Raw genomic sequence first — 22,629 nt, 5'->3', positions numbered from 1 at the left:
GTCATGCACACACCGTTGATTTACCTGGCCGGTTTCGATGTGTTCCGCCCCGATGCCATCGCGCACGGTCACTATCTCAAGGACCTGTGCGCCGCCCATGGCCTGCAGGGGTTGTATCCGTTCGACAACGAGGTCACGCCCGGCCTGACGCCACAGGAAACGGCGCGGCAGATCTACCAACAGAACATCGCGATGATCCAGCGCTGTCATGCGGTGCTGGCCAACCTCAATACGTTTCGTGGCCAGGAGCCTGACTCGGGCACCGCCTTTGAGGTCGGCATGGCGGTGGCACTGGGCAAACCGGTGTGGGCCTACCTGAAAACCACCGGCACCCTGCGTGAGCAAGTGCCGCATGACGCGCAAGGGCTGGATGCCCTTGGCCTGCTGGTGGAGGATTTCGGCCTGCCGCGCAACCTGATGCTGGCGTGTAGCTGGGTCGGGGCCAGCTCCAGCGTAGAGCTGGGCGCCGAGGCGCTGGCGCGTTATCTGGCGCGGACTGAAGCCAATGTCAGTTGATCGACTCAGTTGATCGATGAAGATCCAATGTCGCCGGTGTAGCTGGGGTCAAGCTTGTCGGCATCGGCAAAATCATCCAGGCCGAGCAGGTCCGGGTCCAGGTAAACCTCAACATCGTTGTCTTCATCGGCGTCGGCGTCATTGAGCGGCGACTGGTCGCCTCCCAGATGCAACGTGTCGATGTGCAGAAACGGGTTGCAGACCCGGCTGTGCGTCGTCAGTGAAAAGTTATCCATCGGGGTCGTACTCCTATAGGAAAAGTCTCAAGTGGTTGTTCTGCCACTATCTTCAGGCCTTGTCCGGGCTCACGTCCAGCTCAGAAAATCATTGCCGTGGTCGCGCAGCAAACCCAGCATGTCCTCGGCCGCCGGCGACCGGTAGGCGCCTTTACGTACCGTCACACCGACGGTGCGTTTCATGGTCGCCTCAGCCACCGGCACCTCGCGCAGGTGTTGCATGTTGCGGCCAAATTCCAGGCTTTCGCGGGCGATGTAACTGAGCAGATTGGTCTGCGCGATCAGCCCCGGCAGCAACGAGATGGAGTTGGCTTCGATCTGCACCACCGGCAACGGCAGGTCGTGCGCGGCAAAGGTTGCATCCAGCCATTTGCGCGATGACACGCCAATCGGCGGCAGCACCCAGCGGTAATCGCAGAGGTCGCGCATCTGCAGGCCCGAGTCGAAGATCGGGTGATGCTGGCTGGCGATCACCACCAGTTCGTCTTCGAAGACCGGAAAGGTCTCCAGCTGTTCATGCTCCGGGATCAACGTGCAGATGATCATGTCCAGTTGCCCGGCATTGAGCGCTTCGCGTTGCAGGTCATCCTGGCCGATGACCAGTTTGAAGGTCAGGTCCGGCGCGCGTTGCAGCAAGGCCGAGGTGAGCTTGGGCAACAAGTGTTCGGCCATGGTCGCGGCGCAACCCACGCGGATGTTACCCACCAGGCCGCTGGCAAAGTCGCGGACCTCGCGCTGGGTCTGGGCGATGCTTTGCTGAAGTTCCTTGCCTCGCGCCTTGAGCAACTCGCCGACCGGGGTCAGCTTGATTCGCCGGCCATCGCGCTGGAACAAGCGCGTGCCAAACGATTCTTCCAGCCGCTGAATGCTCTTGGTCAACGCCGGCTGGCTGCGATTGAGCTTCTGGGCCGCACGGCCCAGGTGCCCGAGTTCGGCGATGGTTTCGAAATAGGTCAGGTCGCGCAGGTCCATGATTCATCAACCAAAGTTATCAATTCATGATTATTAGAAAATAGACTTGATAAGTTCAAGCCCCGATACTGCTCGCACCCGACTCACACGGGTTGTTGATCCCTCTCGAGGAGCCACTCCTTGCCACGCACCGCCCGCTTCGCCCTGCCCACCCTGTCGCCGGCCAGTCAATGGCTGGCACTGATCCTGACCGCCGGCGTCGTCGGTCAATTGTTTGTCCTGCTGACCATCCCCGCCGCCTTGTTCCTCGGCCCCATGCTGGTGGCCATCGGTTTTGGCGTGTCCGGCGCCACCATTCGCATGCCGCGCGTCATGTTCCAGCTGGGCCAGGGCGCCGTCGGGGTGTTGATCGCCCACGCCATGAGCCTCGGCGTACTGCTGGTGGCCTTGCAGTCCTGGCACATCATGTTGCTGGCCACGGTATTTACCGTGCTGCTCAGCGCCGTGGTCAGCCTGGTGCTGGTGCGTTATGCCGGCATCCCCAGCCATACCGCCGCATGGGGCACCTCGCCCGGTGCGGCATCGGCCATGGTCGCGATGTCGGAAGACTACGGCGCCGACTCGCGGGTGGTCGCCACCATGCAATATGTGCGGGTGGTCTGTGTGGTGGTGATCGGTGCGCTGGTCAGTCACTGGCTGGCCGCCCCCGCTGACAGCGCCGGATTGACCGCCAGCGCGGCAACGGCGGTTCAGCCCCTGAACCCGATTGATCTACTGCTGAGCCTGGCGGTGATTCTGACCGCCATCTGGCCGGGCTCGCGCCTGCCGGCCGGCGCCCTGCTGGTGCCGTTACTGGTCGGCACCGCGCTGCAACTGAGTGGCGTACTGAATATCAACTTGCCGGGCTGGGTCATGGGCTTCGGCTACGGCGCCATCGGCTGCTACATCGGCCTGCGCTTCGACCGGGCGACCATTGACTATGTCTGGCGCCGCCTGCCGATGATGATCTTCGCCTCCTTGCTGCTGATCGTGCTCTGCGCGCTGTCGGCCTGGTTGATCGCCTGGCTGATGGACAAGGACTTTCTCTCGGTGTACCTGGCCACCAGCCCAGGCGGCCTGGATGCCATGGCAATCATCGCCATCGACACCCACGCCGATGTCGGTTTTGTCCTGGCCATGCAAACCCTGCGGTTGTTCGGGGTGATCCTGACCGGCAGCTTCCTGGCGCGGCAAATCATCCGCTTCAGCAACCGGAACCTGGTGTCACCCGGCTAGCTCGGCGTCGAACACCTGACCACGGCGCACGATAAAACCCGGTGCCAGCAAGGCACCGGGCGCCACCACCGCATTGGCGCCAAGGCGCACGCCATCGCCGATCAGGGCGCCAAACTTGTCGCAATCCGTGCCATGCAGGCGACCGTCGATACGCACCAGCACCTGCTTGTCGTCACGCTCGTTGCGGTAATTGCAGACAATGCTGCCGGCCTCGAGATTAACCCCCGCGCCCAGGATCGAATCACCGACAAAATTGAAATGCGCCAGCTTGCTGCCGGCAAACATGAACGAGGTTTTCAGCTCCGCGCCCGGACCGATCACGCAGTGCGCGTCCAGCCAGCAGCCACCACGCAGGTAGGCGCCAGCGGCAATGAAGCAACCTGGCCCGACGATCAACGGACCCTTGAGCACCGCGCCGGCTTCGACCACCGCCGAATGATGCACGGCCATCTGGTCACTGATCCGGTACTCATCGGCCGGCAGCCCGGCGATCAACCGCTCGACGATTTGGGCCGCTTGCCCCACCAGCGTCCAGGGCGACATCGCGCTCCAGCCGGCCAGCGCAGACGCTGACCAGCCCTGCACATAATCCGCAATGCTTACCTGCACACGCACCTCCTCCGGTGTTTGAAAAAGCGCCCCGGCATTTGCCAGGGTTGCGGCAAGGCTAGGGGCAAGCGTGCGCATCGGCAAGCACATGGCCTGACAGGCGTGATGTGCGTCCGCTTTGTCTTGCAATGAAACGGAAATGCCTTGTGGCTGGCGCTGCCGTCCCTACTTGTAGGAGCCCAGCGTCTGGAGCGCCAGGCCACTGGCCAGGCTTCGTGCCAGCGGCAACGTCGGCAACAACACCGCCTGATACGCATGATAGAGGTCAGGTTTGCCCGGCCAGATCCCGGCGCTGGGGCGGTTGTTCTGATCCAGCTCGTGGCGCCAGCTGCCATGTTCCAGGTCGATGAAGCGGGTTTCGTTGAATTCCCAGAAACGCCGATACCAGGCTTCATAGAACGGCTCACCACTGTGCTGCAACAGCGCCGCAGCCGCCGCAGCCGCCTCGCAATGGGTCCAGTGCAAACGCTGGCGGATCACCGGGCGGCGGGCGGCATCCAGCGTGTAGACGATGCCCGGCGCACCATCGACCTCCCAGCCATGCCGGCAGGCGCTGTCGAATAACTGATGAGACTGCTTGGCCAGCCAGCCCGGTGCGTTGCAACGGGTATCCAGCAATGCCGCTTCCAGGTGCAGCAACAAGCGCGACCACTCGAAACCGTGGCCGGGCGTGGTGCCATAGGGACGAAAGGGATGGGCGGGGTTATCGTTGTTGTAGTCCGGCAGTGGCTCCCAGGCCTGGCTGAAATGCTCAATCACCTGAAAATCGTTGGCCGCAGCGTGCTGGTGAATCAGCCGCTCGACGATGCGCAGTCCGCGCTCCAGCCACTGGCCGTCGCCGCTGACATCGGCCAGTGCCAGAAAGGCTTCAAGGCCGTGCATGTTGCTGTTGGCACCGCGATAGGCTTCTTCAACCTGCCAGTCGCGCGAGAACGACTCACGCCATGCGCCCTCTTCGTCACTCCAGAAATGCTCAAGGATGACGCCGGTCGCCTCATCGAGCAGCGCCTGCGCCGTCGGCCTGCCTGCCACCATCGCCGAGCTTGCTGCCAGTGCCACGAAGGCGTGCAGGTAAGCCTGTTTGTCGGTGTGCCCGCCTTCGTCCAGCGGCGAATCGAACCAGCCGCCGTGTTCGGCATCGCGCAGCGGGCCGTGCAAGGCGGCCAGGCCATGGTCGATCAGTTCGGCAAAGCCCGGAATGCCCTGGATGTGCGCCAGTGAGAAACAATGCACCAGCCGCGCGGTATTGAGGGTCCGCGCCTTGGCCCCCACTCGCAGCCGGCCATAGGTGTCCAGGTCGCCAAAGCCGTGTTCCAGTCTGGCCGCCTTGGCGAAGCCCAGCAGACGCATACCCTCCTGGCTCAGCCACTGACGATGGGCCGGCGCACGCAGCCAACTGCTGAATACCTGCGGGGTGAGATGCTTGTCCATGACGCGCTGCCCTCTTAGACCTGACCATGGCCGGGCACTTCAAAGGCGCCCTGACCGACCGTGGCGATGATGCGCGCCAAAGTCGGCCATCGGCAAGCGACAGATAGATCAGACCTTGAAGCGCGCCACCACCTGACTCAAATCGCCGGCCAGGCGCGACAGCTCGTTGCTGGAGGCGCTGATCTGGTTGGCGCCTTGCGTCGATTGCATCGACAGATCGCGGATATTGACGATGTTACGGTCCACTTCGCGCGCCACCTGGGCCTGCTCTTCGGCGGCGCTGGCGATGACCAGGTTGCGCTCGGAGATCTGATTGATGGAGCTGGTGATCTCGCTCAGCGACTCACCGGCACCACGGGCCATTTCCAGGGTGGAGCCGGCACGATCGCGGCTGGTTTGCATCGACTCCAGCGCCTGTGCCGAGCCGTTGCGCATGGCGTTGACCATAGTGTCGATTTCCAGGGTCGACTGCTGGGTGCGATGCGCCAGGGCGCGCACTTCGTCGGCCACCACGGCAAAACCGCGACCGGACTCACCGGCACGCGCCGCCTCGATGGCGGCGTTGAGGGCCAGCAGGTTGGTCTGTTCGGCTATCGAGCGAATCACATCCAGCACTTTGCCGATGTCCTGCGACTGGTTGGCCAGGTTTTGCACCAGTGTCGAGGTCGACTGCACGTTGTCGGTCAGGGTCTGGATCGACTGCACCGTGTCGAGCACCCGCTGCTGCCCGGCCTTGGCCGAGACGCTGGAGTGGCTGGAGGCATCGGAGGTCGACACCGCATTGCGCGCCACCTCTTCGACCGCCGAGGTCATTTCGTTGACCGCCGCGGCCGCCTGATCGATCTCGGCGTTTTGCTGGTGCAGGCCGCGGTAGCTGTCTTCGGTGACCGAATTCAGCTCGGTCGCAGCTGATGCCAGCTGCGTCGCCGAGCTGCCGATATGGCGCATGGCTTCGCGCAAATTATTCTGCATCTGCTGCAAGGCGCGTTGCAGGCGGGTGACTTCATCCTCGCCCTCGACATGAATGTCGTGGGTCAGGTCGCCGCCGGCCACATGCTCGGCGGCACGCACCGCGCTTTCCAGCGGGCGCACGATGCTGCGGGTCAGCCACCAGGCCAGGCCTATGGTCGCCAGCGCAGCGGCGATCACGAAGATGATGACCACCAGTCGCGATTGCATGTACTGCTCTTCGGCCGCCTTGCCTTCGGCATCGATCTTCTTGCCGTAGTAATCGCCCAGGTCGGCCAGTTGCTTGCCGGAACCGTCGACGATCTGCTTCATGTCGACCTGCAACAGCTTGATCAACCCGGCATTGTCCTTCTGTGCGGCAAGCACGAAAGAGCGATCCAGGCCGCTGCGATACTCGCTCAGGGTGACGCGAAATTGTTCGGCCAGCGCCTTTTCTTCGGGGGTATCGATGAATTTGTTGAGGATCTCGAGTTTGCCGTCGAGGTCTTTGAGGCGGGTGTCCATCTGACCTTTGTAGGTCGCCACGTTGGCCGGATCCGGGTCCAGCGCCATGCGCAGGGAAATGGTGCGGATGCGCAGCATGATCTCGCGGGTGTCGCTGACCACACGCATGCTCGGCACCCAGTTGGTTTCAACCGCGACCTCGCTTTCGCGAATGGTCTGCATCTGCACCAGTGCAAACCAGCCAAGCACAGCCACAAGCAGGGAAATCAAAGTAAAGCCCAGGCCCGCACGGCGGGCGATGGTCAGATTGCGTAGATTCATGGCTACGGCTCTTTTTTATAGGGTGGCTGGATCGATATGAGGGTTGTCGGACAACCTCACTCCACCCTATCGGCCCTGCCGGGTGCATCTTTAGGGCCTGCTGCCAGCATTTGTTACATTCAGCGCCCGCGCGCCGCCAGATCCCAAAGGCGCGCCAGATCCCGGGCGCGGTCGTGCAACAGTGGCGCGGCATGGCGGCAGGCGTCGTCCAAAGTCAGCGGGCCGTTGGCCAGGGCGAAAGCGGCATGAATGCCGTGTGCGTAGAGCTGCTCGTAACCTTCACCCAGCGTGCCGGCCAGTACGATGACCGGCACGTTTTGACGCGCGGCGAAACGCGCCACGCCCAGCGGGGTCTTGCCGCGCAGGGTCTGGGCGTCGAAACGGCCTTCGCCGGTGATCACCAGATCGGCGCCGGCCAGCGCCTGTTCAAGGCCGGTCAGTTCGGCAACGACCTCGACGCCGGGGCGGAAAGTGGCATTCAGAAACGCCTTGGCCGCAAAGCCCATGCCGCCGGCCGCGCCGCTGCCGGGGCTGCTGCGCAGGTCGAGGCCCAGGACTTCAGCGCAATGATCGGCCAGGTTCTCAAGCGCGGCGTCCAGCGCCAGCACCTGCTCGGGCGATGCGCCTTTTTGCGGGCCGAAGATATGCGACGCGCCATGTGGGCCGCACAGGGGATTGTCGACATCGGCAGCGATTTCGAAACGCACATCGGACAACCGCGCATCCAGACCACTCAGGTCGATGCGCGCCAGTTGTGCCAGCGCCAGACCGCCGGGCGCCAGCGGCTCGTCGTTTTGTCCCAGAAAACGTACACCCAGCGCAGCCATCATGCCGCTGCCGCCGTCGTTGGTCGCACTGCCGCCAATGGCCAGAATCACCCGTTGCGCACCAGCATCCAGCGCCTGGGCGATCAGTTCGCCGGTGCCGAAAGTGCTGGTGATCCGCGCATCGCGCTGTTCGCGGGTGAGCAACTGCAAGCCGCTGGCGGTGGCCATTTCGATGATTGCCGTGCGGCTCTCGGCCAGCCAGCCCCAGCCGGCCTCGACCGGCTCGCCCAACGGCCCTTGTACGTGCGCACTGCGCAACTGGCCATTGCAGGCCTGCAAGACTGACTCGATGGTGCCTTCGCCACCGTCGGCCATCGGGCAGATGCGCAGTTCAGCCGCCGGCCAGACCTCGGTCAGGCCGCTGGCGATGGCCTGGGCGACGGCCTGGGCGCTGAGGCTGTCCTTGAACGAGTCGGGGGCAATGACGATTTTCATGGGTGAAACTCCTCTTCTTGTACCCGCATGTTCGCATTCAGGCAGCCGCTTTACCGTGGGCCTGCGCACAATGGCCTGCGCGTGCTATCGGTCATTTGCACAACGCGCGATGGTCGGGCGTGACCTGCCTCCCCAGATACAAACGCAGCAAGTCATCGCTGTGATACGGATCGCAGCCGGTGAGTTCGGCGATTTTTTCCAGACGGTAGCGCAGGCTGTTGCGGTGAATGCCCAAGGCCTCGGCGCACACCTGGCTTTCGCCGCTGTGTTCGAACCAGCGGTCGAGGGTTTCCAGCAGTTGCGGGTGCTCTTGCAATTGCCGGATCGGTACGGCGATTTCCTGGGCCAGCCAGTCGTGACGATGACGCCAGAACAGCACGGGCAGACGCAGGTCCTGCAGGTGCAGCAAACGCTGGGCCGGGCGGATCTGGCTGGCGTAATCGAGCAGGTCCAGTGTCGCCGCGCAGGCCTGGCGCAAGGTCGGCAGGTTCGCCGAGGGCTCGGCAGTGGCCATGCGCAGAATCGGCCAGCCTTGGGCGGTGGCCTGCTCCAGCAAATGAGCATCGTCATGACTACGATCATGGCCGCGCTCGCGCTCGACCACCCGGCACCAGTACAGCAGCGTCGGTTCGCGCAGGATGCACCAGCTTTGCGGGTAGCGACTGCTGAGCCGGACGAACAGCGGATGGCCGATGTCCAGCGCTTCACTGAGGCGAATCAGCACCGCCTGGCGCGGCTGCTGCGGTTGCAGGCCCAGATGCCGGGCCTCGTCCACCAGGCTGTCAGGGCAATCGCCCCACAACAGCCGCGCCAGCAATTCTTCACCGCGCTGCCGGCGCCATTGCCGGTCGGCTTGCTGTCGGCGTTGCTCCATGAGCATTTCAGCGGTCATCTTTACCAGTTCGCCATACACCCGCACCTGCTCCGGGTCGCCGGTGATGCCCAGCACGCCGATCAACTGGTGATCGAGCATCAGCGGCAGATTGACCCCGGGCTTGACCCCACCCAGGCGGCTGGCGGCACGAGCGTCGATTTCCACCACCTGACTGGTCGCCAGCACTTCCTGCGCGCCTTCATGACGGGTGCTCAGGCGCTCGGCATCGCCGCTGCCGATGATGATGCCCAGGTAATCCATGACATTGACGTTATAGGGCAGGATCGCCATGGCACGGTCGACGATGTCCTGGGCCAGGGCGCGATCAAGGGCGAACATGGCAGTCTCCAGTGGCAGGATCGGCATGCCGATACATTTTGTTGAATTTATGAAGGCCGGAGTGTGCCTGAAAGTGAGGTGCGGCGCGAAGTGCATGGCACAGTGCCGGTCATTCTTGTCATTGCCAGGGTCTTGAACGTGATTCGCTACCGCCTGCTCGCCGTGTTGTGCGCCCTCCTGCCGCTGCAAGCCTGTGCCTTGAAGGCCGATGACACGCAAGCGCCGGCCGGTTTTTCCAGCTACCGGCAACAGACCCTGCAACTGTTGCAGAACCACCGCGCCTTTCAGACCGGTAACCGCGAGGCGGAGCTTGCCTGGAACGCCCCGCAGGAATGGCGCCCGACCGGCACGCCCAAGGCCGGCGTGCTGCTGGTGCATGGCCTGGGGGATTCGCCATGGTCGTTTCATGACATCGGCCGCACCCTCGCCGATCGGGGCTATATCGTGCGCACGGTGCTGTTGCCCGGCCATGGCACGCGCCCCGAGGACATGCTTGAAGTGACGCTGGAGCAGTGGCAACACGTGGTGCGCGAGCAGGCCGCGCAGCTGGCCCGCGAGGTGCCGAAGGTGTACCTGGGCGGGTTTTCGACCGGCGCCAATCTGGTGCTCGATTACGCCTACGAACACGAAGATATCGCCGGATTGCTGCTGTTTTCGCCGGCGTTTCGCTCCGACAGCACCTATGTGTGGCTGACGCCGTGGATCAGTTGGGCGCGGCCCTGGCTGGCCGAACCCAATGATGGCGTACGCCCGATGCAAACGCCGGTGCGCTATCTGAATGTGCCCACCAACGGCTTTGCCCAGTTTCATCTCAGCAGCGTGCTGGCGCGCAAGCGGCTGGTGGAAAAGCCGTACACCAAGCCGGTGTTCGTCGCCCTGACCGAGCATGACTCGGTGCTCGACACCGACTTTGTGCTGAGCAGCTTCAATGAACGTTTCACCCACCCGGCCAGCCGTCTGGTCTGGTACGGCAACACGCCGGCCACGCCAAACCCGCGGGTGCTGGTGCGTGGGGATTATCTGCCCGAGCAGCACATCAGCCAGTTTTCCCATATGGGCCTGCTGTTTTCACCGGACAACCCGCTGTACGGCCCGCAGGGCAGCCAGCGCATTTGCTGGAACGGCCAGGAACCGCCAGACATGGCCCGCTGCGTGGCCGGCGAACCGGTGTGGTATTCGGACTGGGGCTACCGCGCGGCGGGCAAGGTGCATGCACGGCTGACGTTCAATCCGTATTACCAGTGGCAATCGCAGGTGATGCTGGGCGTGATGGAAACCCCGTAATCACTCCAGCGGCACCAGCCGTTCGCGGCTGTTGCTCAAATGCGTCCACATTGCGGCACGGGCGGCGTCGGGATCCTTGCGGCGGATGGCGCTGAGCAGCGCTTCGTGTTCCAGGTTGGCCAGGTAGCCGTGCTTGGCCAGGTTGCTGCCGGCACGCTCGCTGTTGGCGATGCGCGTGCGCGGGATCACCGCACTGCCCAGGTGCTGCATGATTTCCAGAAAATACGGGTTGCCGGTGGCTTCGGCGATCAGCATGTGAAAGCGCTTGTCGGCTTCGACGCAACTGTCGCCGCTGGCCAGCAGATCCTGATAGTCATCCAGCGCCTGACGCATCAGCGCCAGGTGCTCGTCGGTGCGACGCAGGGCCGCCAGCGCCACGGCCTGGGTTTCCAGACCGATGCGCAGCTCGAGGATGTCGCGCACCCGTGAGGCGGTTTCGACTTTAAGGCGCAGGCCGGTCTGGTCCTGACGCTCCAGCACGAAGGTGCCTTTGCCCTGATGGGTGACCACCAGCCCGGAAGCCTGCAATTTGGAAATCGCTTCGCGCACCACGGTGCGGCTGACCCCGTGTTCGCGGACGATTTCGTTCTCGGAAGGCAGCTTGTGCCCCGGCGCGATCTTGCCCAGGAGAATGCGCTGGCTCAGCTCGGTGACCAGATCGGTGGCCAGGCTGTGTTGCCGCCGCTTGGGGGCGGCACCGGGGGTTTCTTGCATGACAATCATCCGAACGCAGGTTGTATTTTTTCACGCCTGACACGGCGGTCGAACTGGACAGTCTCAGGCTTTGTCAGGCGGCGAGACGGCGGATCATAGCATCTGGCTGCGGGCCGGCAACTTGTCAGACAGGCACTGCAACTTGTCTGACTTGTATTACAAGCAGAAAACGTCACTCTCCCCCCCCCACCACAAAACAGCAATTATTCAACCGCCTGGATAAGGCTATAAAAATCAATAAATACAGGTACATATGTAAATTAACAGCACAGCGAAAAGGTAGGCATCCGTAAAAAACCACCGATTACCCACACCCGCCCTCTTGCGACAAAAACAATAACTTGTATGATGACCGACAAAGCAGACGACGATCTGCTTGAACCCGCATAAAAACAACGAGTGGGAGAAAACCCAATTGAGCACATCCAATTCCGGTGTGAGCAGTGGCGCGGATCCGGTCCTGCAATCGGCCATTTCCAAAGTCAAACGCCATGTACTGCCGCTGTTCGTCATCATGTTCATCGTCAATTACATTGACCGGGTGAACATCGGTTTTGTGCGCTCGCACATGGAAACCGACCTGGGCATCGGCGCGGCCGCCTACGGCTTTGGTGCCGGCCTGTTCTTCATCGGTTACGCGCTGTTCGAAGTCCCCTCCAATATGCTGCTGCAAAAAGTCGGCGCCCGGATCTGGCTGACGCGGATCATGTTCACCTGGGGCATCGTCGCCACGTGCATGGCCTTCATCCAGAACGAAACCCACTTCTATATCCTGCGCTTTCTGCTGGGCGTGGCCGAAGCCGGCTTCTTTCCTGGCGTGATCTACTACTTCACCCGCTGGCTGCCAGGCGTCGAGCGCGGCAAGGCCATCGCCATCTTCCTGAGCGGCTCGGCCATCGCCTCGCTGATTTCCGGCCCGCTGTCCGGCCTGCTGTTGCAGATCACCGGCTTTGGCATGAAGGGCTGGCAGTGGATGTACTTCATCGAGGGCATGTTCTCGGTGTGCCTGTGCTTCTTTGTCTGGTTCTGGCTGGACTCAAAGCCGCATGACGCCAAGTGGCTGAGCCGCGCCGAACAGGACGCGCTGGTCAATGCCATCGACGCCGAACAGAAGGCCCGCGAAGAAGCCAGCCCGATCAAGATGTCGATGGTGCAACTGCTCAAGGACAGCCAGATCGTGCTGTTCTGCCTGATCTACTTCCTGATCCAGCTGACTATTTATGCCGCGACCTTCTGGCTGCCGAGCATCATCAAGAAGATGGGCAACCTGACCGATTTCGAAGTCGGCATGTTCAACTCGATTCCGTGGCTGCTGTCGATCGTCGGCATGTATGTGTTCGCCAGCCTGGCCGGCAAATGGAAACGCCAGCAAGCCTGGGTCGCCATGGCCCTGCTGATCGCTGCCGCCGGCATGTTCATGTCGACCACTGGCGGGCCGATCTTCGCCTTCATCGCCATCTGCTTCGCCGCACTGGGCTTCAAGTCGGCCTCCTCGCTGTTCTGGCCGATTCCGCAGGCGTATCTGGATGCCCGCATCGCCGCAGCGGTGATCGCACTGATCAACTCGGTGGGCAACCTGGGCGGCTTCGTGGCGCCGACCACGTTCGGTTTTCTGGAACAACACACCGGCTCCATCCAGGGCGGCCTGTATGGCCTGACCGCAACCTCGATCCTGGCTGCCGTGATTGTCTTTTATGCCCGCAACACGCCCAAGCCTGGCGCCACGCCGGTGGCCGATATCAAGGTCTCGACCAGCCACTGACTGCCCTGTTTCTCATCACCTGAGCCCAACAAGAAAGACTTGATTAAAAAGGACGCGACCATGACCCAACAGACCGCTCAAACCCACGGCAAGACGCCTGTCATCACCAGCCTGCAGGTCATTCCGGTGGCCGGCCACGATGACATGCTGCTCAACCTGAGCGGCGCCCATGGCCCTTACTTCACCCGCAATATCCTGATTCTCAAGGACAGCGCCGGCAACACCGGCGTCGGTGAAGTGCCGGGCGGCGAAGCGATCCGCCAGACCCTGGAGGACGCCCGCACGCTGGTGGTCGGCAACGGCATCGGCAGTTACCAGAAGATCCTCAACGAAGCGCGCAAGGCCTTCGCCGAACGCGACTCGGCCGGTCGCGGCCTGCAGACCTTCGACCTGCGCATCGCCATCCATGCCGTGACCGCGCTGGAAGCGGCGCTGCTCGACCTGCTCGGCCAGCACCTGGAAGTGCCGGTGGCGGCGCTGCTTGGTGAAGGCCAGCAACGCGATGCCGTGGAAATGCTCGGTTATCTGTTCTATGTCGGCGACCAGGACCAGACCAACCTGCCCTACCGCCGCGAACTGGACGCCGACAACGAGTGGTTCCGCATCCGCCACGAAAAGGCTCTGACCCCCGAGGCCATCGTGCGCCTGGCCGAGGCGACGCACAGCCGCTATGGCTTCAAGGACTTCAAGCTCAAGGGCGGCGTATTGCGCGGCGACGAAGAGATCGAAGCCGTTACTGCGCTGGCCGAACGCTTCCCCGATGCCCGCATCACGCTGGACCCCAACGGCGCCTGGTCGCTGAAAGAAGCCATTCGCCTGTGCCGTGACCAGCACCATGTGCTGGCCTACGCCGAGGACCCGTGCGGCGCTGAAAACGGCTATTCGGGCCGCGAAGTGATGGCCGAGTTCCGCCGCGCCACCGGCCTGCGCACCGCCACCAACATGATCGCCACCGACTGGCGGCAGATGGGCCACACGATTCAGCTGCAATCGGTGGACATCCCGCTGGCCGACCCGCACTTCTGGACCATGCAGGGTTCGGTGCGCGTGGCGCAGATGTGCAACGAGTGGGGCCTGACCTGGGGCTCGCATTCCAACAACCACTTCGACATCTCGCTGGCGATGTTCACCCATGTCGGCGCCGCCGCACCGGGCGAGATCACCGCACTGGACACCCACTGGATCTGGCAGGACGGCCAGCGCCTGACCAAAGAACCGTTCCCGATCGTCGACGGCAAGGTGCATGTGCCGAAAAAACCGGGCCTGGGCGTCGAGCTGGACATGGACCAGGTGCACAAGGCCCACGAACTGTACAAAGGCATGGGCCTGGGCGCCCGCGACGACGCCGCCGCCATGCAGTTTCTGATTCCGGACTGGACGTTCAACAACAAGCAGCCTTGCCTGGTGCGTTGATTGAACATTTGAATTCGTAAACCCTGGCCACATTGCTGGCACACGGCGCGCAACCCCCTTGCGCGCCGTTTTTTTTGCTGGATGATGCGTACTCCATCTCGCCGGGGCGGCCCTTTCGCCCGAGGAGCTACGCCCATGAGCAGTACCGCCGCCCAGTGCTTTGCCATACGCCCGCTGACCACACGCCTGCAGAGTTTTCACAACCCCGATGTGCAATTGCTCGACCCGCTCACGGGCTTGTTGCAAACACCCACGCCCAAGGACTTTGCGCAGGTCGACCCTGACGTCTGGCTGCGCCATGCCTTGGCCGACCTCGACAGGCTGGCACAGCTTGAAAGCCGGCAAGCCGGCCGCTTCCAGCAGGTCAGGCAGTCGCTGATCGAGGCACTGGTCAATCGTCTGGCGCCGATTCTGGTCGATCAGTCGGCTACGCCGGCAGCGACACCTGACGTACCGCGCGAGATGCTGCGCCAGCAGTTGGCGCAGCAGTTGCTAAAGGGCTATGACACCACGGCGATCATCGGGCGCACGTCAGCGGCAAGGCATACGCTGGACAGCGGCTGGGCATTCGTGGAGGCCTCGCCTGTCGGCCTGCAACGCAGCGTCGAGGTGCATGGCAAGGGGCGTGCGATTCTGCCATTGCGGGCTTACCCTGCCCCACCGCTGCCACTGGCTCAGGCCATGGGCAAAAGGGCTGAACCGCTCTCGGTCGAAGAGGCTTTGTATTGGGATTATCAGGTGACCGTGCAACACACCAGTGCGGCGCAGGATCAGTTGTCGCTGCACATCGCTTTCAATGAAAGCGCCTGCAACGACGCGCAGCCGGCCGCAGAAAACGGCCTCGGCGAACGGCTCAACGCACTGGCCCAATACATCGAGGTACAGGACACGCTGTGGCAGATCGTTGAAGAACCGCAAAATCCGCAACGACTCACCGCCCTGTCGACCGCCGCGTACCTGTTCGAACGCATCGCGCAAAGCTGGGCGGCATCCGAGCCGATGGCGCGCAACGAACATACTGCCACCGCAAACAGTACGCCCTCTGAAGCGCACCGCTTCCGTATCCGCTTCGACCCACAGCAATGGCAACAGCAAGCGGTGCATGGCGCCTTGATCCTGGAACGCCTGCCGGCTGCCGAACCCCTCGACTGGCCGGCGATCAGCGTGGTCAATGCGGACGGCACCCTGAGCCCGCTCACTGCCGAAACACCCGTGGCCGATACGCGCCTGTACCGCTTTGCAGACCCGTCGGCCGAGTCTGTTGCGGCACTGTCCGGCATGACCTTGCAACTGACTTTCCACGACCTGCCAATCATCCGTTACCAGCAAGCACGGCTTGCAATGAATATGGTGCGTAATGCGCAACTGCTCGACGCGCCAGAGGCGCAGACCCATGAGGCGTTCATTTACCGCACGCCCACCGCACGCTTTGCCACAGCGCTGGAGCCGTCGCTGCATGTCGAGACGTACCTGCCCATCGGCGCGTGGAGCTCACGTGCCGATGAGAATCCGCTGACGGCGGTGTTGGCGCAGTTGTTCAAAGACAATCAGATGGGCAACCTGCTGAGCATCAAGGCGCAATACGCCTGCCCGACAGAGGACTTGCCAGAGACTCGTCTGCCGGTGCTCATGAGGGTACCGGCGGCCTATGAGCCGGGCATTACCGTCAAGGCCATCATCGATGGCCTTGACCAATGGCTGGAACAGAATGCGCCGTCGGCCGTGGATGGCCGCTGGTTGTTCGACCTCACGCTGCATGGCAAGCACGACACGTTGCTGGCATTGCGGGTCGAATCGAACATTGTCGCTTGAGTGCCAACCCAAGGAGTTGCAGATGGCCAATCGCGTTTTTTTCATGAACCATAATCAGGCCGGGCCCGTCATCGGGGCTGAGCTGCAAGAGGCCTGCCTGTTGGCCGCCAGCTATCAACTGCCGATTTTATGGCTGGCCTTGTTCGATGCCGATGACCTGGTCAACGTCGCCGTACCTTGTGAGAACGAAGAAGGTGAAGCGATCAGCGAACAGGTGCTGACCTGCTTTGCGCCGCTCGAAAAAGCCCGGGCCACCTACGCTTCGCGCAGGCAACGACTGCATGAGGCGCTGGGGCCTGAGCATGCGCCCGCCGTTGCCGAATGGGATGAACTTGTAGCCTGCCTGAGCGGGTCCGCGGTGCAGATCGATCTGGTTGAACTGTGGATGCTGTATGGCGACACCGCGGCGCTGGATGAACAAATCAGAGAGTGGCTGGCGGGCCTTGATGACACCGCCAGCAGCCAATGGCTGTCGTTCTGCGACCAGGCCAATCTGGATGACGCGGACGTACGTCGCTACGGCGTTCGCGGCTATCCATGGAATGTAGAGATTGCCTGGCAGTAGTACGACACAAATGGCGTAGGAGCGAGCGCAGCTCGCGAAAGGGCCAGTGAAATCAACACATTTACGGTGACTGCACCTTCGCATTCGCGAGCTGGCGCTCGCTCCTACGGAGTTTGGGCAGGCCTTAATACGGAGTACGACACAAATTGCGTAGGAGCGAGCGCCAGCTCGCGAAAGGTCCAGTGAAATCAACACATTTCCACGGAGTTTGGGCTGGCCTTGATACTAAGCACGACACAAATTACGTAGGAGTGAGCGCAGCTCGCGAAAGGGCCAGTGAAGTCAGCACATTTGTGGTGACTGCACCTTCGCATTCGCGAGCTCTACGCTCGCTCCTACGGTCCGATATTTGCTGTGCGGCAGCGCAGCGGGTGATCTCCTGCAAGGTTGTGTTCGGCGTTATACCGCGTCCAGTCCCATCTGCCAGAAATCGGCCTCCAGCCGCGAAGCCTTGCCGAATACGCCGGCCAGTTCGTCGAAGCGCCGTTCGGTCATGCTGCGGGCGGCCAGGTCGTCCAAGTGCCGGCGGGCGTCGGCGGCGACCTGTTGATAGCCTTCGCTGGCGTATTCGGCGATCCAGTCGCGGTACGGATGATCGGCCAGCGCTTCGACGCCATTCGGCGCCAGGGCGCGGCCGATGACGGCATAGCCGATCACGCAGGGCGCCAGCGCCGCATGCAGTTCAAGCAGGTCACCGGCGGCGCCGCAGTCCAGCACATAGCGGGTGTAGGCCACGGTGGCCTGATGCTCGGGCGCGGCGTCCATGGCTTCGCGTTCGATGCCCCAGCGGGCACAGAGCCGCACGTGCAGTTCGGTCTCGTTGAGAATGGCCGCCAGCCCCGCCTGGGCGGCACGAATATCGTCCAGGGTGCGGCTTTTATAGGCCGCCAGTGCCCAGGCGCGGGCGAACTGGATCAGAAACAGATAATCCTGAATCAGGTACTCGCGAAACGCCGCGTGCGGCAAGGTGCCGGCGCCCAGTTGCTGGACGAAGTCGTGCTCGACATAACGCTTCCAGTCGACAGCGGTGGCGTTCGTCAGGCGGTCGAAAATATCCATGTCTCAGGCCTCGATGTCGTAGGCGGTATCGAAAAACTCGCGCTCAAGCTGCACGGCGCGCAAGAAGAAATCGCGGCTTACGGCCTCTTCGGCCGGTCCCACGCGATCCAGTTCGGAGCGCAGAAAATCGATGAAATCGCGGAAGAACGGGTTGTCGTGCAGGGTGATCCATTCGGCATGCACGAAGCTGGCCGGCAACGGCTGCGGCGCACGGCTCGCCCAGTCCAGGTACAGCCATTCGGCAACACTGAGCACCGCCAGCGCCGCGGCATACGAACGGGTGGCCGCCGCCTCGCGCATGATCGCCTTGAAACCTGCGGTGGCGGCCGCATCCGGCGCCTCCAGACGTTGCTGTTCGGTAATGCCCAGCGCGTCGAACGAGCGCAGGAAGTAGGTGTTTTCCTCGCCTGAAATCATCCCGGCAAAACGCCCCAGCCGCAGCCGCGCTTCAAAGCTGTCGGCCGTGGCAATCGCCGCGCCGAGCAAGGTCAGGAAGCTGTCGAGAAAGCGGTGATCCTGAATCAGGTAACGGCCCATGACCCGCTCGTCGACGCTGCCGGCAAACAGTTCATGGACAAAGCGGTGCTCGACGGCGGCCGACCAGGCAGGCTCGCTCTGACGGCGCAGGGTTTCGGTAAAACGTTCGCTCATGGCGCTAGGCTCTCTGTAGATGAAAACAGGAGACCGGCAAAAAGGCAGGTTCGAAATCCCATCCCTTCGCCGGCATTATCCGGATCAGGTTCGAAGGGTCATCGCTACAGCGATTTCTCAGCCCGCATACGGGCTCCCCTTGGTGCTGGCATCTATACAGACATTGAGAGTGATTGTCATCTTGTAAGCCTGAGCGTACGGTTTTAGTGGCGTGCCAACCGGCGACATGGCCCGACCTTTGCCTTACTACCTCATCGATCCAGAACCTGAGGACTCACCATGTACAAGGATTACCCTGCGGCCTATCAAGTCAGCAAAGGCAGCGCCCTGCAGGTCGACACGGCCTTTTATGAGCGCATTCGCGATCACAAGGAAGGCCGCACACTGGTGGAGCAATTCGAGGTGCCGATCCGCACCGGGCGCGCCTGGAAAGTGCCGGCCGGGCATGTGTTCCGGGTGACCACGCCGGTCGGCCCGCAGGTCGGCGACTTCAACGTGTGGAACGCCAACGACCCGCGCGAGCGCATGTGGGCGGCGCGCACCCGGCAGTTGCAGGGCGCGCATGTCAGCACCCATGACCGGCTATGGTCGAACCTGCCGTTTCTGCGGCCGATGGTCACCATCACCGACGACAGCCTGGCCGACTACGGCATCGACGAACACGGCGGGCGTTTGCACGACCTGCTGGGCACGCGCTGCGACCCGTATGTGAACCGCATGCTCACCGGCGAGGACTTCCATCACCATTGCCACTCCAACCTGACCCGCGCCGTGCTGCCGCATGGCCTGACCGAGTTCGATGTGCACGATGTGCTGAATATCTTCCAGTGCACCGGCCTGAACCACGACGACCTGTACTTCATGAAAGCCTGCCCGGCCAGGCAGGGTGACTACCTGGAGTTCTTCGCCGAGATCGACCTGCTCTGCGCACTGTCGACCTGCCCCGGCGGCGACCTGTCGTTGCCGATGTGGGGCCCGGACGCCGAAGACCCGCTGACGGTCTGCCGGCCCTTGGGTGTGGAAATCTACAGCCTGCCGCCTGAGCGGCTCGAAGGCTGGCAATCCCCGGCGCGGGCCGCCTATAACGGCAACCACGGCCTGCTGATTCCCAAGGCGCCGTGGGAGAAATAAATTTTTCAGACGAAAAAGGACAGCGCCCCGGTCAACAGCGCCAGCGCGGTGAGGACCAGCGAGGTCAGCACCGCCCACTTGACCGTGGCCTTCTGGAAATCGCCGATGTCGCGCCCCACCATGCTCACCAGCAGCAGGGTCGAGGCCACCAGCGGGCTCATCAAATGCACCGGCTGGCCGAGCACCGAGGCGCGGGCGATTTCAAGCGGCGTGATGCCGTAGGCCGCAGCGGCATTGGCCAGGATCGGCACCACACCGAAGTAATAGGCATCGTTGGACAGCACAAAGGTCAACGGCATGCTGGTGATCGCCACCACCAGCGGAAACCAGTGCCCCCAGGACGGTGGAATCCAGTCGACCAGGGTTTGCGCCAGCGCATCGACCATTTTGGTGCCGGAGAAAATCCCGGCGAAGACCCCGGCGGCGAACACCAGCAGCACCACGGTCATGGCATTGCCCGAATGCGCCAGAATGCGTTGTTTTTGCACGTCCAGTTGCGGGTAGTTGATCATCAGCGCAGCGACAAAGCCGATCATGAACAGGATGGCGGCGTGCATCACGCCCATCACCAGCGCGACCATCACCACCACGACCAGCAGCAGGTTGACGTACGCCAGCTGCGGGCGCTTGTGCGGGGTGTTTCCCAGAATCGCCTCGATGTAGCAACTGCCGCCACCCGATTGCAGGCTGATAATGCCGATGCGCTTGCGCTCGGCGCGGCCCAGCAAAAATGCGCTGAACACTACCCAGGCCGCGCCGCCGATCACGGTCGGCAACAGCGGGATGAAGTACTCGCTGGCGTCCAGGCCCAGGGCGGTAATCACGCGGGTGGCCGGGCCGCCCCAAGGGCTCAGGCCGCTCATGATGCTCAGCGACAGCATCGACACCGTGGCAAGGATCATCGGGTTCATGCCGATGCGCGTGTACAGCGGCAGCATCGCCGCGCAGGTGATCATGTAGGTGGTGGTGCCGTCGCCGTCCAGTGCCGCCAGCAGCGACAGCAATGCGGTGCCGACGGCGATCCTGACCGGGTCGCCCTTGACGTGCCTGAGGATCCTGCGGATCAGCGGGTCGAACAGACCGGCATCGATCATCAAGCCGAAAAACAGAATGGCGAACAGCAGCAAGGCGGCGGATGGCGCGACCAGTTTCAGGCCGTCGAGCATCATCTGGCCAAGGCCTGGCGCAAAGCCGCCTATCACGGCAAAGACCATGGGCACCACGGTCAGGGCGACGATGGGCGAGAGGCGTTTGCTCATGATCAGGCAGGTAAACACCACGACCATGGTCAGACCAAGTAGTGCAAGCATGGGGTTTTCTCTTGTTGTTTCTTGTTGTTATCGCCGCACGGCCAATGCGCGAGGCGGCATGCTACCAGTGCGACCTGCTAATGTGTGTCCACTTATGTTTCGGTGACCACCTGCCATGCCGCACATCGCCCGCACTCACCCTCGCCTGACCTGCTCGACCGTGCTCGGCCTGCTGGCCGGCATCGGCACCGCCTGGCTGGTGCCCTCGTCGAGCCTGATCCAGAACTGCCTGATTGGCTGGAATGTCACGGTGTGGCTGTTTCTGGCGTTGATCCTTGGCCGCACCTTCAAGAGCAGCGCGGCGGATGTCAAACGCATTGCGATGGTCGAGGACGAGCACGCCGGCGTGGTGCTGCTGACGGTGTGCGTCGCAGCACTGGCGAGCCTGGCGGCGATCATCGTCGAACTGGCCAGCAGCAAGGCCCTGCACGGTGACCATCAGGTGCTGAAACACAGCTTTACCGGCCTGACCATCGTCGGTTCCTGGCTGGTGACCGGGGTGATCTTCAGCCTGCATTACGCCCGGCTGTTCTACACCTCGACCGGCGCAAAACCTGCGCTGAATTTTCCCGATGGCGAAAAACACCCCGACTACTGGGACTTTCTGTACTTCTCTTTCACCCTGAGCGTGGCGGTGCAGACCTCCGATGTCGGTGTCATGACCCGCGACATGCGCAAAGTGGTGTTGGCGCAAAGCCTGATCGGCTTCATCTTCAATACGGCGATTCTGGGCCTGACCATCAATCTGGCGGCCGGATTGTTTAACTGACGGAGACTCAATAGATGACCCTGCTGAACATTGCGGTGCTCGACGACTGGCAGAACGTGGCCAGTGAGGTGGTGGACTGGTCGGTGCTTGAATCGATTGGCCAGGTGAGTTTTCTGCACGACTACCCCGCCGACACTGAAACCCTCGCCGAGCGCTTGAGTGCTTATCAGGTGATCTGCGTGATGCGCGAGCGCACCTTGTTCGACCGGGCGCTGCTGGAGCGCCTGCCGAACCTGAAACTGCTGGTCACCGGCGGCATGCGCAATGCGGCCCTCGACGTGAAGGCCGCACGGGCGCTGGGCATCGAGGTCTGCGGCACCGACAGTTACAAGCATGCCGCACCCGAGCTGACCTGGGCGCTGATCATGGGCATTACCCGCAATCTGGTCAGCGAGGCCAATTCATTGCGTGCCGGTGGCTGGCAGGTCGGCCTGGGCAGTGACCTGCATGGCAAAACCCTGGGGTTGTTGGGGCTGGGCAGCATCGGCAAGTGGATTGCCCGCTACGGCCAGGCCTTTGGCATGCGGGTGATTGCCTGGAGCGAGAACCTCACCGAAGAGGCCGCCAGCGAGGTGGGCGTAACCCGCGTCAGCAAGCAAGCACTGTTCGAGCAGGCCGACGTGTTGTCAGTGCACCTGGTGCTCAGCGACCGCAGTCGCGGGCTGGTGGATGCCCAGGCGCTGGGCTGGATGAAACCGGGCGCCTACCTGATCAACACCTCACGCGGGCCGATCATCGATGAAGCGGCGTTGATCGACACCCTGCGCCAACGGCGGATTGCCGGTGCGGCGCTGGATGTGTTCGATCAGGAGCCGCTGCCGGCCGAGCACCCGTTTCGCACGCTGGACAACGTGCTGGCCACACCCCATGTCGGGTATGTGACCGAGCACAATTACCGCACGTTTTTCGGCCAGATGATCGAGGATATCCAGGCCTGGCACGCGGGCGCGCCGATCAGGGTATTTGCCTGA

General features: G+C 62.7%; 21 protein-coding genes, 1 pseudogene and 1 riboswitch. Of the genes and pseudogenes, 10 read left to right on the top strand and 12 right to left on the bottom strand.

The features are described 5' to 3' along the window. Positions 1-3: 3 nt before the first annotated feature. Entirely contained in the window at positions 4-516 is a 513-nt protein-coding gene (locus ACYAS9_RS03620) for a nucleoside 2-deoxyribosyltransferase (RefSeq protein ID WP_463566946.1), read from the top strand. A gap of 5 nt (positions 517-521) precedes the next feature. Here ACYAS9_RS03620 and ACYAS9_RS03615 read toward each other — a convergent pair whose 3' ends face one another. Both ACYAS9_RS03615 and ACYAS9_RS03610 read right to left on the bottom strand, forming a co-directional pair. Next, positions 522-752 carry a hypothetical protein gene (locus ACYAS9_RS03615; protein WP_463566945.1) on the bottom strand — a complete coding sequence of 77 codons (231 nt, stop codon included), beginning with the start codon at positions 750-752 and terminating at the stop codon, positions 522-524. Positions 753-821: 69 nt separating this feature from the next. After that, positions 822-1,724, bottom strand: a complete 903-nt coding sequence (locus tag ACYAS9_RS03610) for a LysR family transcriptional regulator (protein ID WP_463566944.1) — start codon at positions 1,722-1,724, stop codon at positions 822-824. A 120-nt stretch (positions 1,725-1,844) separates the two neighbouring features. Here ACYAS9_RS03610 and ACYAS9_RS03605 point away from each other — a divergent pair, with 120 nt between their 5' ends. Then, positions 1,845-2,939 (top strand): AbrB family transcriptional regulator, encoded by a 1,095-nt coding sequence (locus ACYAS9_RS03605; protein ID WP_463566943.1) that lies wholly within the window; start codon positions 1,845-1,847, stop codon positions 2,937-2,939. Here the strand turns inward: ACYAS9_RS03605 and ACYAS9_RS03600 are convergent. The 6 genes and pseudogenes from ACYAS9_RS03600 to ACYAS9_RS03575 all read right to left on the bottom strand — a co-directional run bounded on the left by ACYAS9_RS03600 (position 2,928) and on the right by ACYAS9_RS03575 (position 9,188). Then, complete coding sequence (locus ACYAS9_RS03600) at positions 2,928-3,548, bottom strand: LbetaH domain-containing protein (RefSeq protein WP_463566942.1); 621 nt, start codon at positions 3,546-3,548, stop codon at positions 2,928-2,930. The genes ACYAS9_RS03605 and ACYAS9_RS03600 overlap by 12 nt on opposite strands. A gap of 165 nt (positions 3,549-3,713) precedes the next feature. Further along, the gene (locus ACYAS9_RS03595; RefSeq protein WP_463566941.1) at positions 3,714-4,979 is read right to left on the bottom strand and encodes a D-mannose isomerase; all 1,266 of its coding nucleotides are present in this window, start codon (positions 4,977-4,979) and stop codon (positions 3,714-3,716) included. Between the two features lie 108 nt (positions 4,980-5,087). Continuing rightward, the gene (locus tag ACYAS9_RS03590; RefSeq protein ID WP_463567031.1) at positions 5,088-5,927 is read right to left on the bottom strand and encodes a methyl-accepting chemotaxis protein; all 840 of its coding nucleotides are present in this window, start codon (positions 5,925-5,927) and stop codon (positions 5,088-5,090) included. Positions 5,928-5,942: 15 nt separating this feature from the next. Then, positions 5,943-6,713 (bottom strand): annotated as a pseudogene (locus tag ACYAS9_RS03585) (MCP four helix bundle domain-containing protein); the annotation flags it as partial. A 119-nt stretch (positions 6,714-6,832) separates the two neighbouring features. Next, positions 6,833-7,975, bottom strand: a complete 1,143-nt coding sequence (locus ACYAS9_RS03580) for a glycerate kinase (RefSeq protein ID WP_463566940.1) — start codon at positions 7,973-7,975, stop codon at positions 6,833-6,835. Positions 7,976-8,066: 91 nt separating this feature from the next. Continuing rightward, positions 8,067-9,188: a sugar diacid recognition domain-containing protein gene (locus ACYAS9_RS03575; protein ID WP_463566939.1), complete on the bottom strand. Its 1,122-nt coding sequence runs from the start codon at positions 9,186-9,188 to the stop codon at positions 8,067-8,069. A 138-nt stretch (positions 9,189-9,326) separates the two neighbouring features. On the opposite strand from ACYAS9_RS03575, the gene ACYAS9_RS03570 reads away from it, so the two are divergent. After that, on the top strand, positions 9,327-10,472 hold the full coding sequence (locus tag ACYAS9_RS03570; RefSeq protein WP_463567030.1) for an alpha/beta hydrolase: 1,146 nt from the start codon (positions 9,327-9,329) through the stop codon (positions 10,470-10,472). Here ACYAS9_RS03570 and ACYAS9_RS03565 read toward each other — a convergent pair whose 3' ends face one another. Next, complete coding sequence (locus ACYAS9_RS03565; RefSeq protein ID WP_463566938.1) at positions 10,473-11,186, bottom strand: FadR/GntR family transcriptional regulator; 714 nt, start codon at positions 11,184-11,186, stop codon at positions 10,473-10,475. 415 nt (positions 11,187-11,601) lie between these two features. On the opposite strand from ACYAS9_RS03565, the gene ACYAS9_RS03560 reads away from it, so the two are divergent. The 4 genes from ACYAS9_RS03560 to ACYAS9_RS03545 all read left to right on the top strand — a co-directional run bounded on the left by ACYAS9_RS03560 (position 11,602) and on the right by ACYAS9_RS03545 (position 16,738). Further along, the gene (locus ACYAS9_RS03560; protein ID WP_463566937.1) at positions 11,602-12,948 is read left to right on the top strand and encodes an MFS transporter; all 1,347 of its coding nucleotides are present in this window, start codon (positions 11,602-11,604) and stop codon (positions 12,946-12,948) included. 60 nt (positions 12,949-13,008) lie between these two features. Beyond that, the gene (gene gudD / locus ACYAS9_RS03555; protein WP_463566936.1) at positions 13,009-14,361 is read left to right on the top strand and encodes a glucarate dehydratase; all 1,353 of its coding nucleotides are present in this window, start codon (positions 13,009-13,011) and stop codon (positions 14,359-14,361) included. Between the two features lie 135 nt (positions 14,362-14,496). Next, on the top strand, positions 14,497-16,173 hold the full coding sequence (locus ACYAS9_RS03550) for a hypothetical protein (RefSeq protein WP_463566935.1): 1,677 nt from the start codon (positions 14,497-14,499) through the stop codon (positions 16,171-16,173). Between the two features lie 22 nt (positions 16,174-16,195). After that, entirely contained in the window at positions 16,196-16,738 is a 543-nt protein-coding gene (locus ACYAS9_RS03545; protein ID WP_463566934.1) for a hypothetical protein, read from the top strand. A gap of 399 nt (positions 16,739-17,137) precedes the next feature. Here the strand turns inward: ACYAS9_RS03545 and tenA are convergent, their stop codons facing one another. Further along, positions 17,138-17,797 (bottom strand): thiaminase II, encoded by a 660-nt coding sequence (tenA, locus tag ACYAS9_RS03540; protein WP_463566933.1) that lies wholly within the window; start codon positions 17,795-17,797, stop codon positions 17,138-17,140. Between the two features lie 3 nt (positions 17,798-17,800). Further along, the gene (locus ACYAS9_RS03535; protein WP_463566932.1) at positions 17,801-18,448 is read right to left on the bottom strand and encodes a TenA family protein; all 648 of its coding nucleotides are present in this window, start codon (positions 18,446-18,448) and stop codon (positions 17,801-17,803) included. 44 nt (positions 18,449-18,492) lie between these two features. After that, a riboswitch (TPP riboswitch) is annotated at positions 18,493-18,598 on the bottom strand. 129 nt (positions 18,599-18,727) lie between these two features. Here ACYAS9_RS03535 and ACYAS9_RS03530 point away from each other — a divergent pair. Beyond that, positions 18,728-19,579, top strand: a complete 852-nt coding sequence (locus tag ACYAS9_RS03530) for an urea carboxylase-associated family protein (RefSeq protein ID WP_463566931.1) — start codon at positions 18,728-18,730, stop codon at positions 19,577-19,579. Positions 19,580-19,584: 5 nt separating this feature from the next. On the opposite strand, the gene ACYAS9_RS03525 is transcribed toward ACYAS9_RS03530, so the two are convergent. Then, a complete protein-coding gene (locus ACYAS9_RS03525) occupies positions 19,585-20,889 on the bottom strand; it encodes a CitMHS family transporter (protein ID WP_463566930.1) in 1,305 nt (434 codons plus the stop codon). A 115-nt stretch (positions 20,890-21,004) separates the two neighbouring features. On the opposite strand from ACYAS9_RS03525, the gene ACYAS9_RS03520 reads away from it, so the two are divergent. Both ACYAS9_RS03520 and ACYAS9_RS03515 read left to right on the top strand, forming a co-directional pair. Continuing rightward, positions 21,005-21,658, top strand: a complete 654-nt coding sequence (locus ACYAS9_RS03520) for a DUF1345 domain-containing protein (protein WP_463566929.1) — start codon at positions 21,005-21,007, stop codon at positions 21,656-21,658. Between the two features lie 14 nt (positions 21,659-21,672). Continuing rightward, positions 21,673-22,629, top strand: a complete 957-nt coding sequence (locus ACYAS9_RS03515; RefSeq protein ID WP_463566928.1) for a D-2-hydroxyacid dehydrogenase family protein — start codon at positions 21,673-21,675, stop codon at positions 22,627-22,629.

The organism is Pseudomonas sp. HP_08 (genome assembly GCF_055284095.1).
This window is presented reverse-complemented; position numbering and strand designations above follow the sequence as displayed.

Bases quoted from the DNA above. Each gene is read 5' to 3' on its own strand.
- ACYAS9_RS03550 (WP_463566935.1), top strand. From the start codon at position 14,497: ATGAGCAGTACCGCCGCCCAGTGCTTTGCCATACGCCCGCTGACCACA.
- ACYAS9_RS03575 (WP_463566939.1), bottom strand. From the start codon at position 9,188: ATGTTCGCCCTTGATCGCGCCCTGGCCCAGGACATCGTCGACCGTGCC.
- tenA (WP_463566933.1), bottom strand. From the start codon at position 17,797: ATGGATATTTTCGACCGCCTGACGAACGCCACCGCTGTCGACTGGAAG.
- ACYAS9_RS03565 (WP_463566938.1), bottom strand. From the start codon at position 11,186: ATGCAAGAAACCCCCGGTGCCGCCCCCAAGCGGCGGCAACACAGCCTG.
- ACYAS9_RS03515 (WP_463566928.1), top strand. From the start codon at position 21,673: ATGACCCTGCTGAACATTGCGGTGCTCGACGACTGGCAGAACGTGGCC.
- ACYAS9_RS03590 (WP_463567031.1), bottom strand. From the start codon at position 5,927: ATGCGCCATATCGGCAGCTCGGCGACGCAGCTGGCATCAGCTGCGACC.
- ACYAS9_RS03525 (WP_463566930.1), bottom strand. From the start codon at position 20,889: ATGCTTGCACTACTTGGTCTGACCATGGTCGTGGTGTTTACCTGCCTG.
- ACYAS9_RS03545 (WP_463566934.1), top strand. From the start codon at position 16,196: ATGGCCAATCGCGTTTTTTTCATGAACCATAATCAGGCCGGGCCCGTC.
- ACYAS9_RS03595 (WP_463566941.1), bottom strand. From the start codon at position 4,979: ATGGACAAGCATCTCACCCCGCAGGTATTCAGCAGTTGGCTGCGTGCG.
- ACYAS9_RS03535 (WP_463566932.1), bottom strand. From the start codon at position 18,448: ATGAGCGAACGTTTTACCGAAACCCTGCGCCGTCAGAGCGAGCCTGCC.
- ACYAS9_RS03580 (WP_463566940.1), bottom strand. From the start codon at position 7,975: ATGAAAATCGTCATTGCCCCCGACTCGTTCAAGGACAGCCTCAGCGCC.
- ACYAS9_RS03610 (WP_463566944.1), bottom strand. From the start codon at position 1,724: ATGGACCTGCGCGACCTGACCTATTTCGAAACCATCGCCGAACTCGGG.
- ACYAS9_RS03620 (WP_463566946.1), top strand. From the start codon at position 4: ATGCACACACCGTTGATTTACCTGGCCGGTTTCGATGTGTTCCGCCCC.
- ACYAS9_RS03520 (WP_463566929.1), top strand. From the start codon at position 21,005: ATGCCGCACATCGCCCGCACTCACCCTCGCCTGACCTGCTCGACCGTG.
- ACYAS9_RS03615 (WP_463566945.1), bottom strand. From the start codon at position 752: ATGGATAACTTTTCACTGACGACGCACAGCCGGGTCTGCAACCCGTTT.
- gudD (WP_463566936.1), top strand. From the start codon at position 13,009: ATGACCCAACAGACCGCTCAAACCCACGGCAAGACGCCTGTCATCACC.
- ACYAS9_RS03530 (WP_463566931.1), top strand. From the start codon at position 18,728: ATGTACAAGGATTACCCTGCGGCCTATCAAGTCAGCAAAGGCAGCGCC.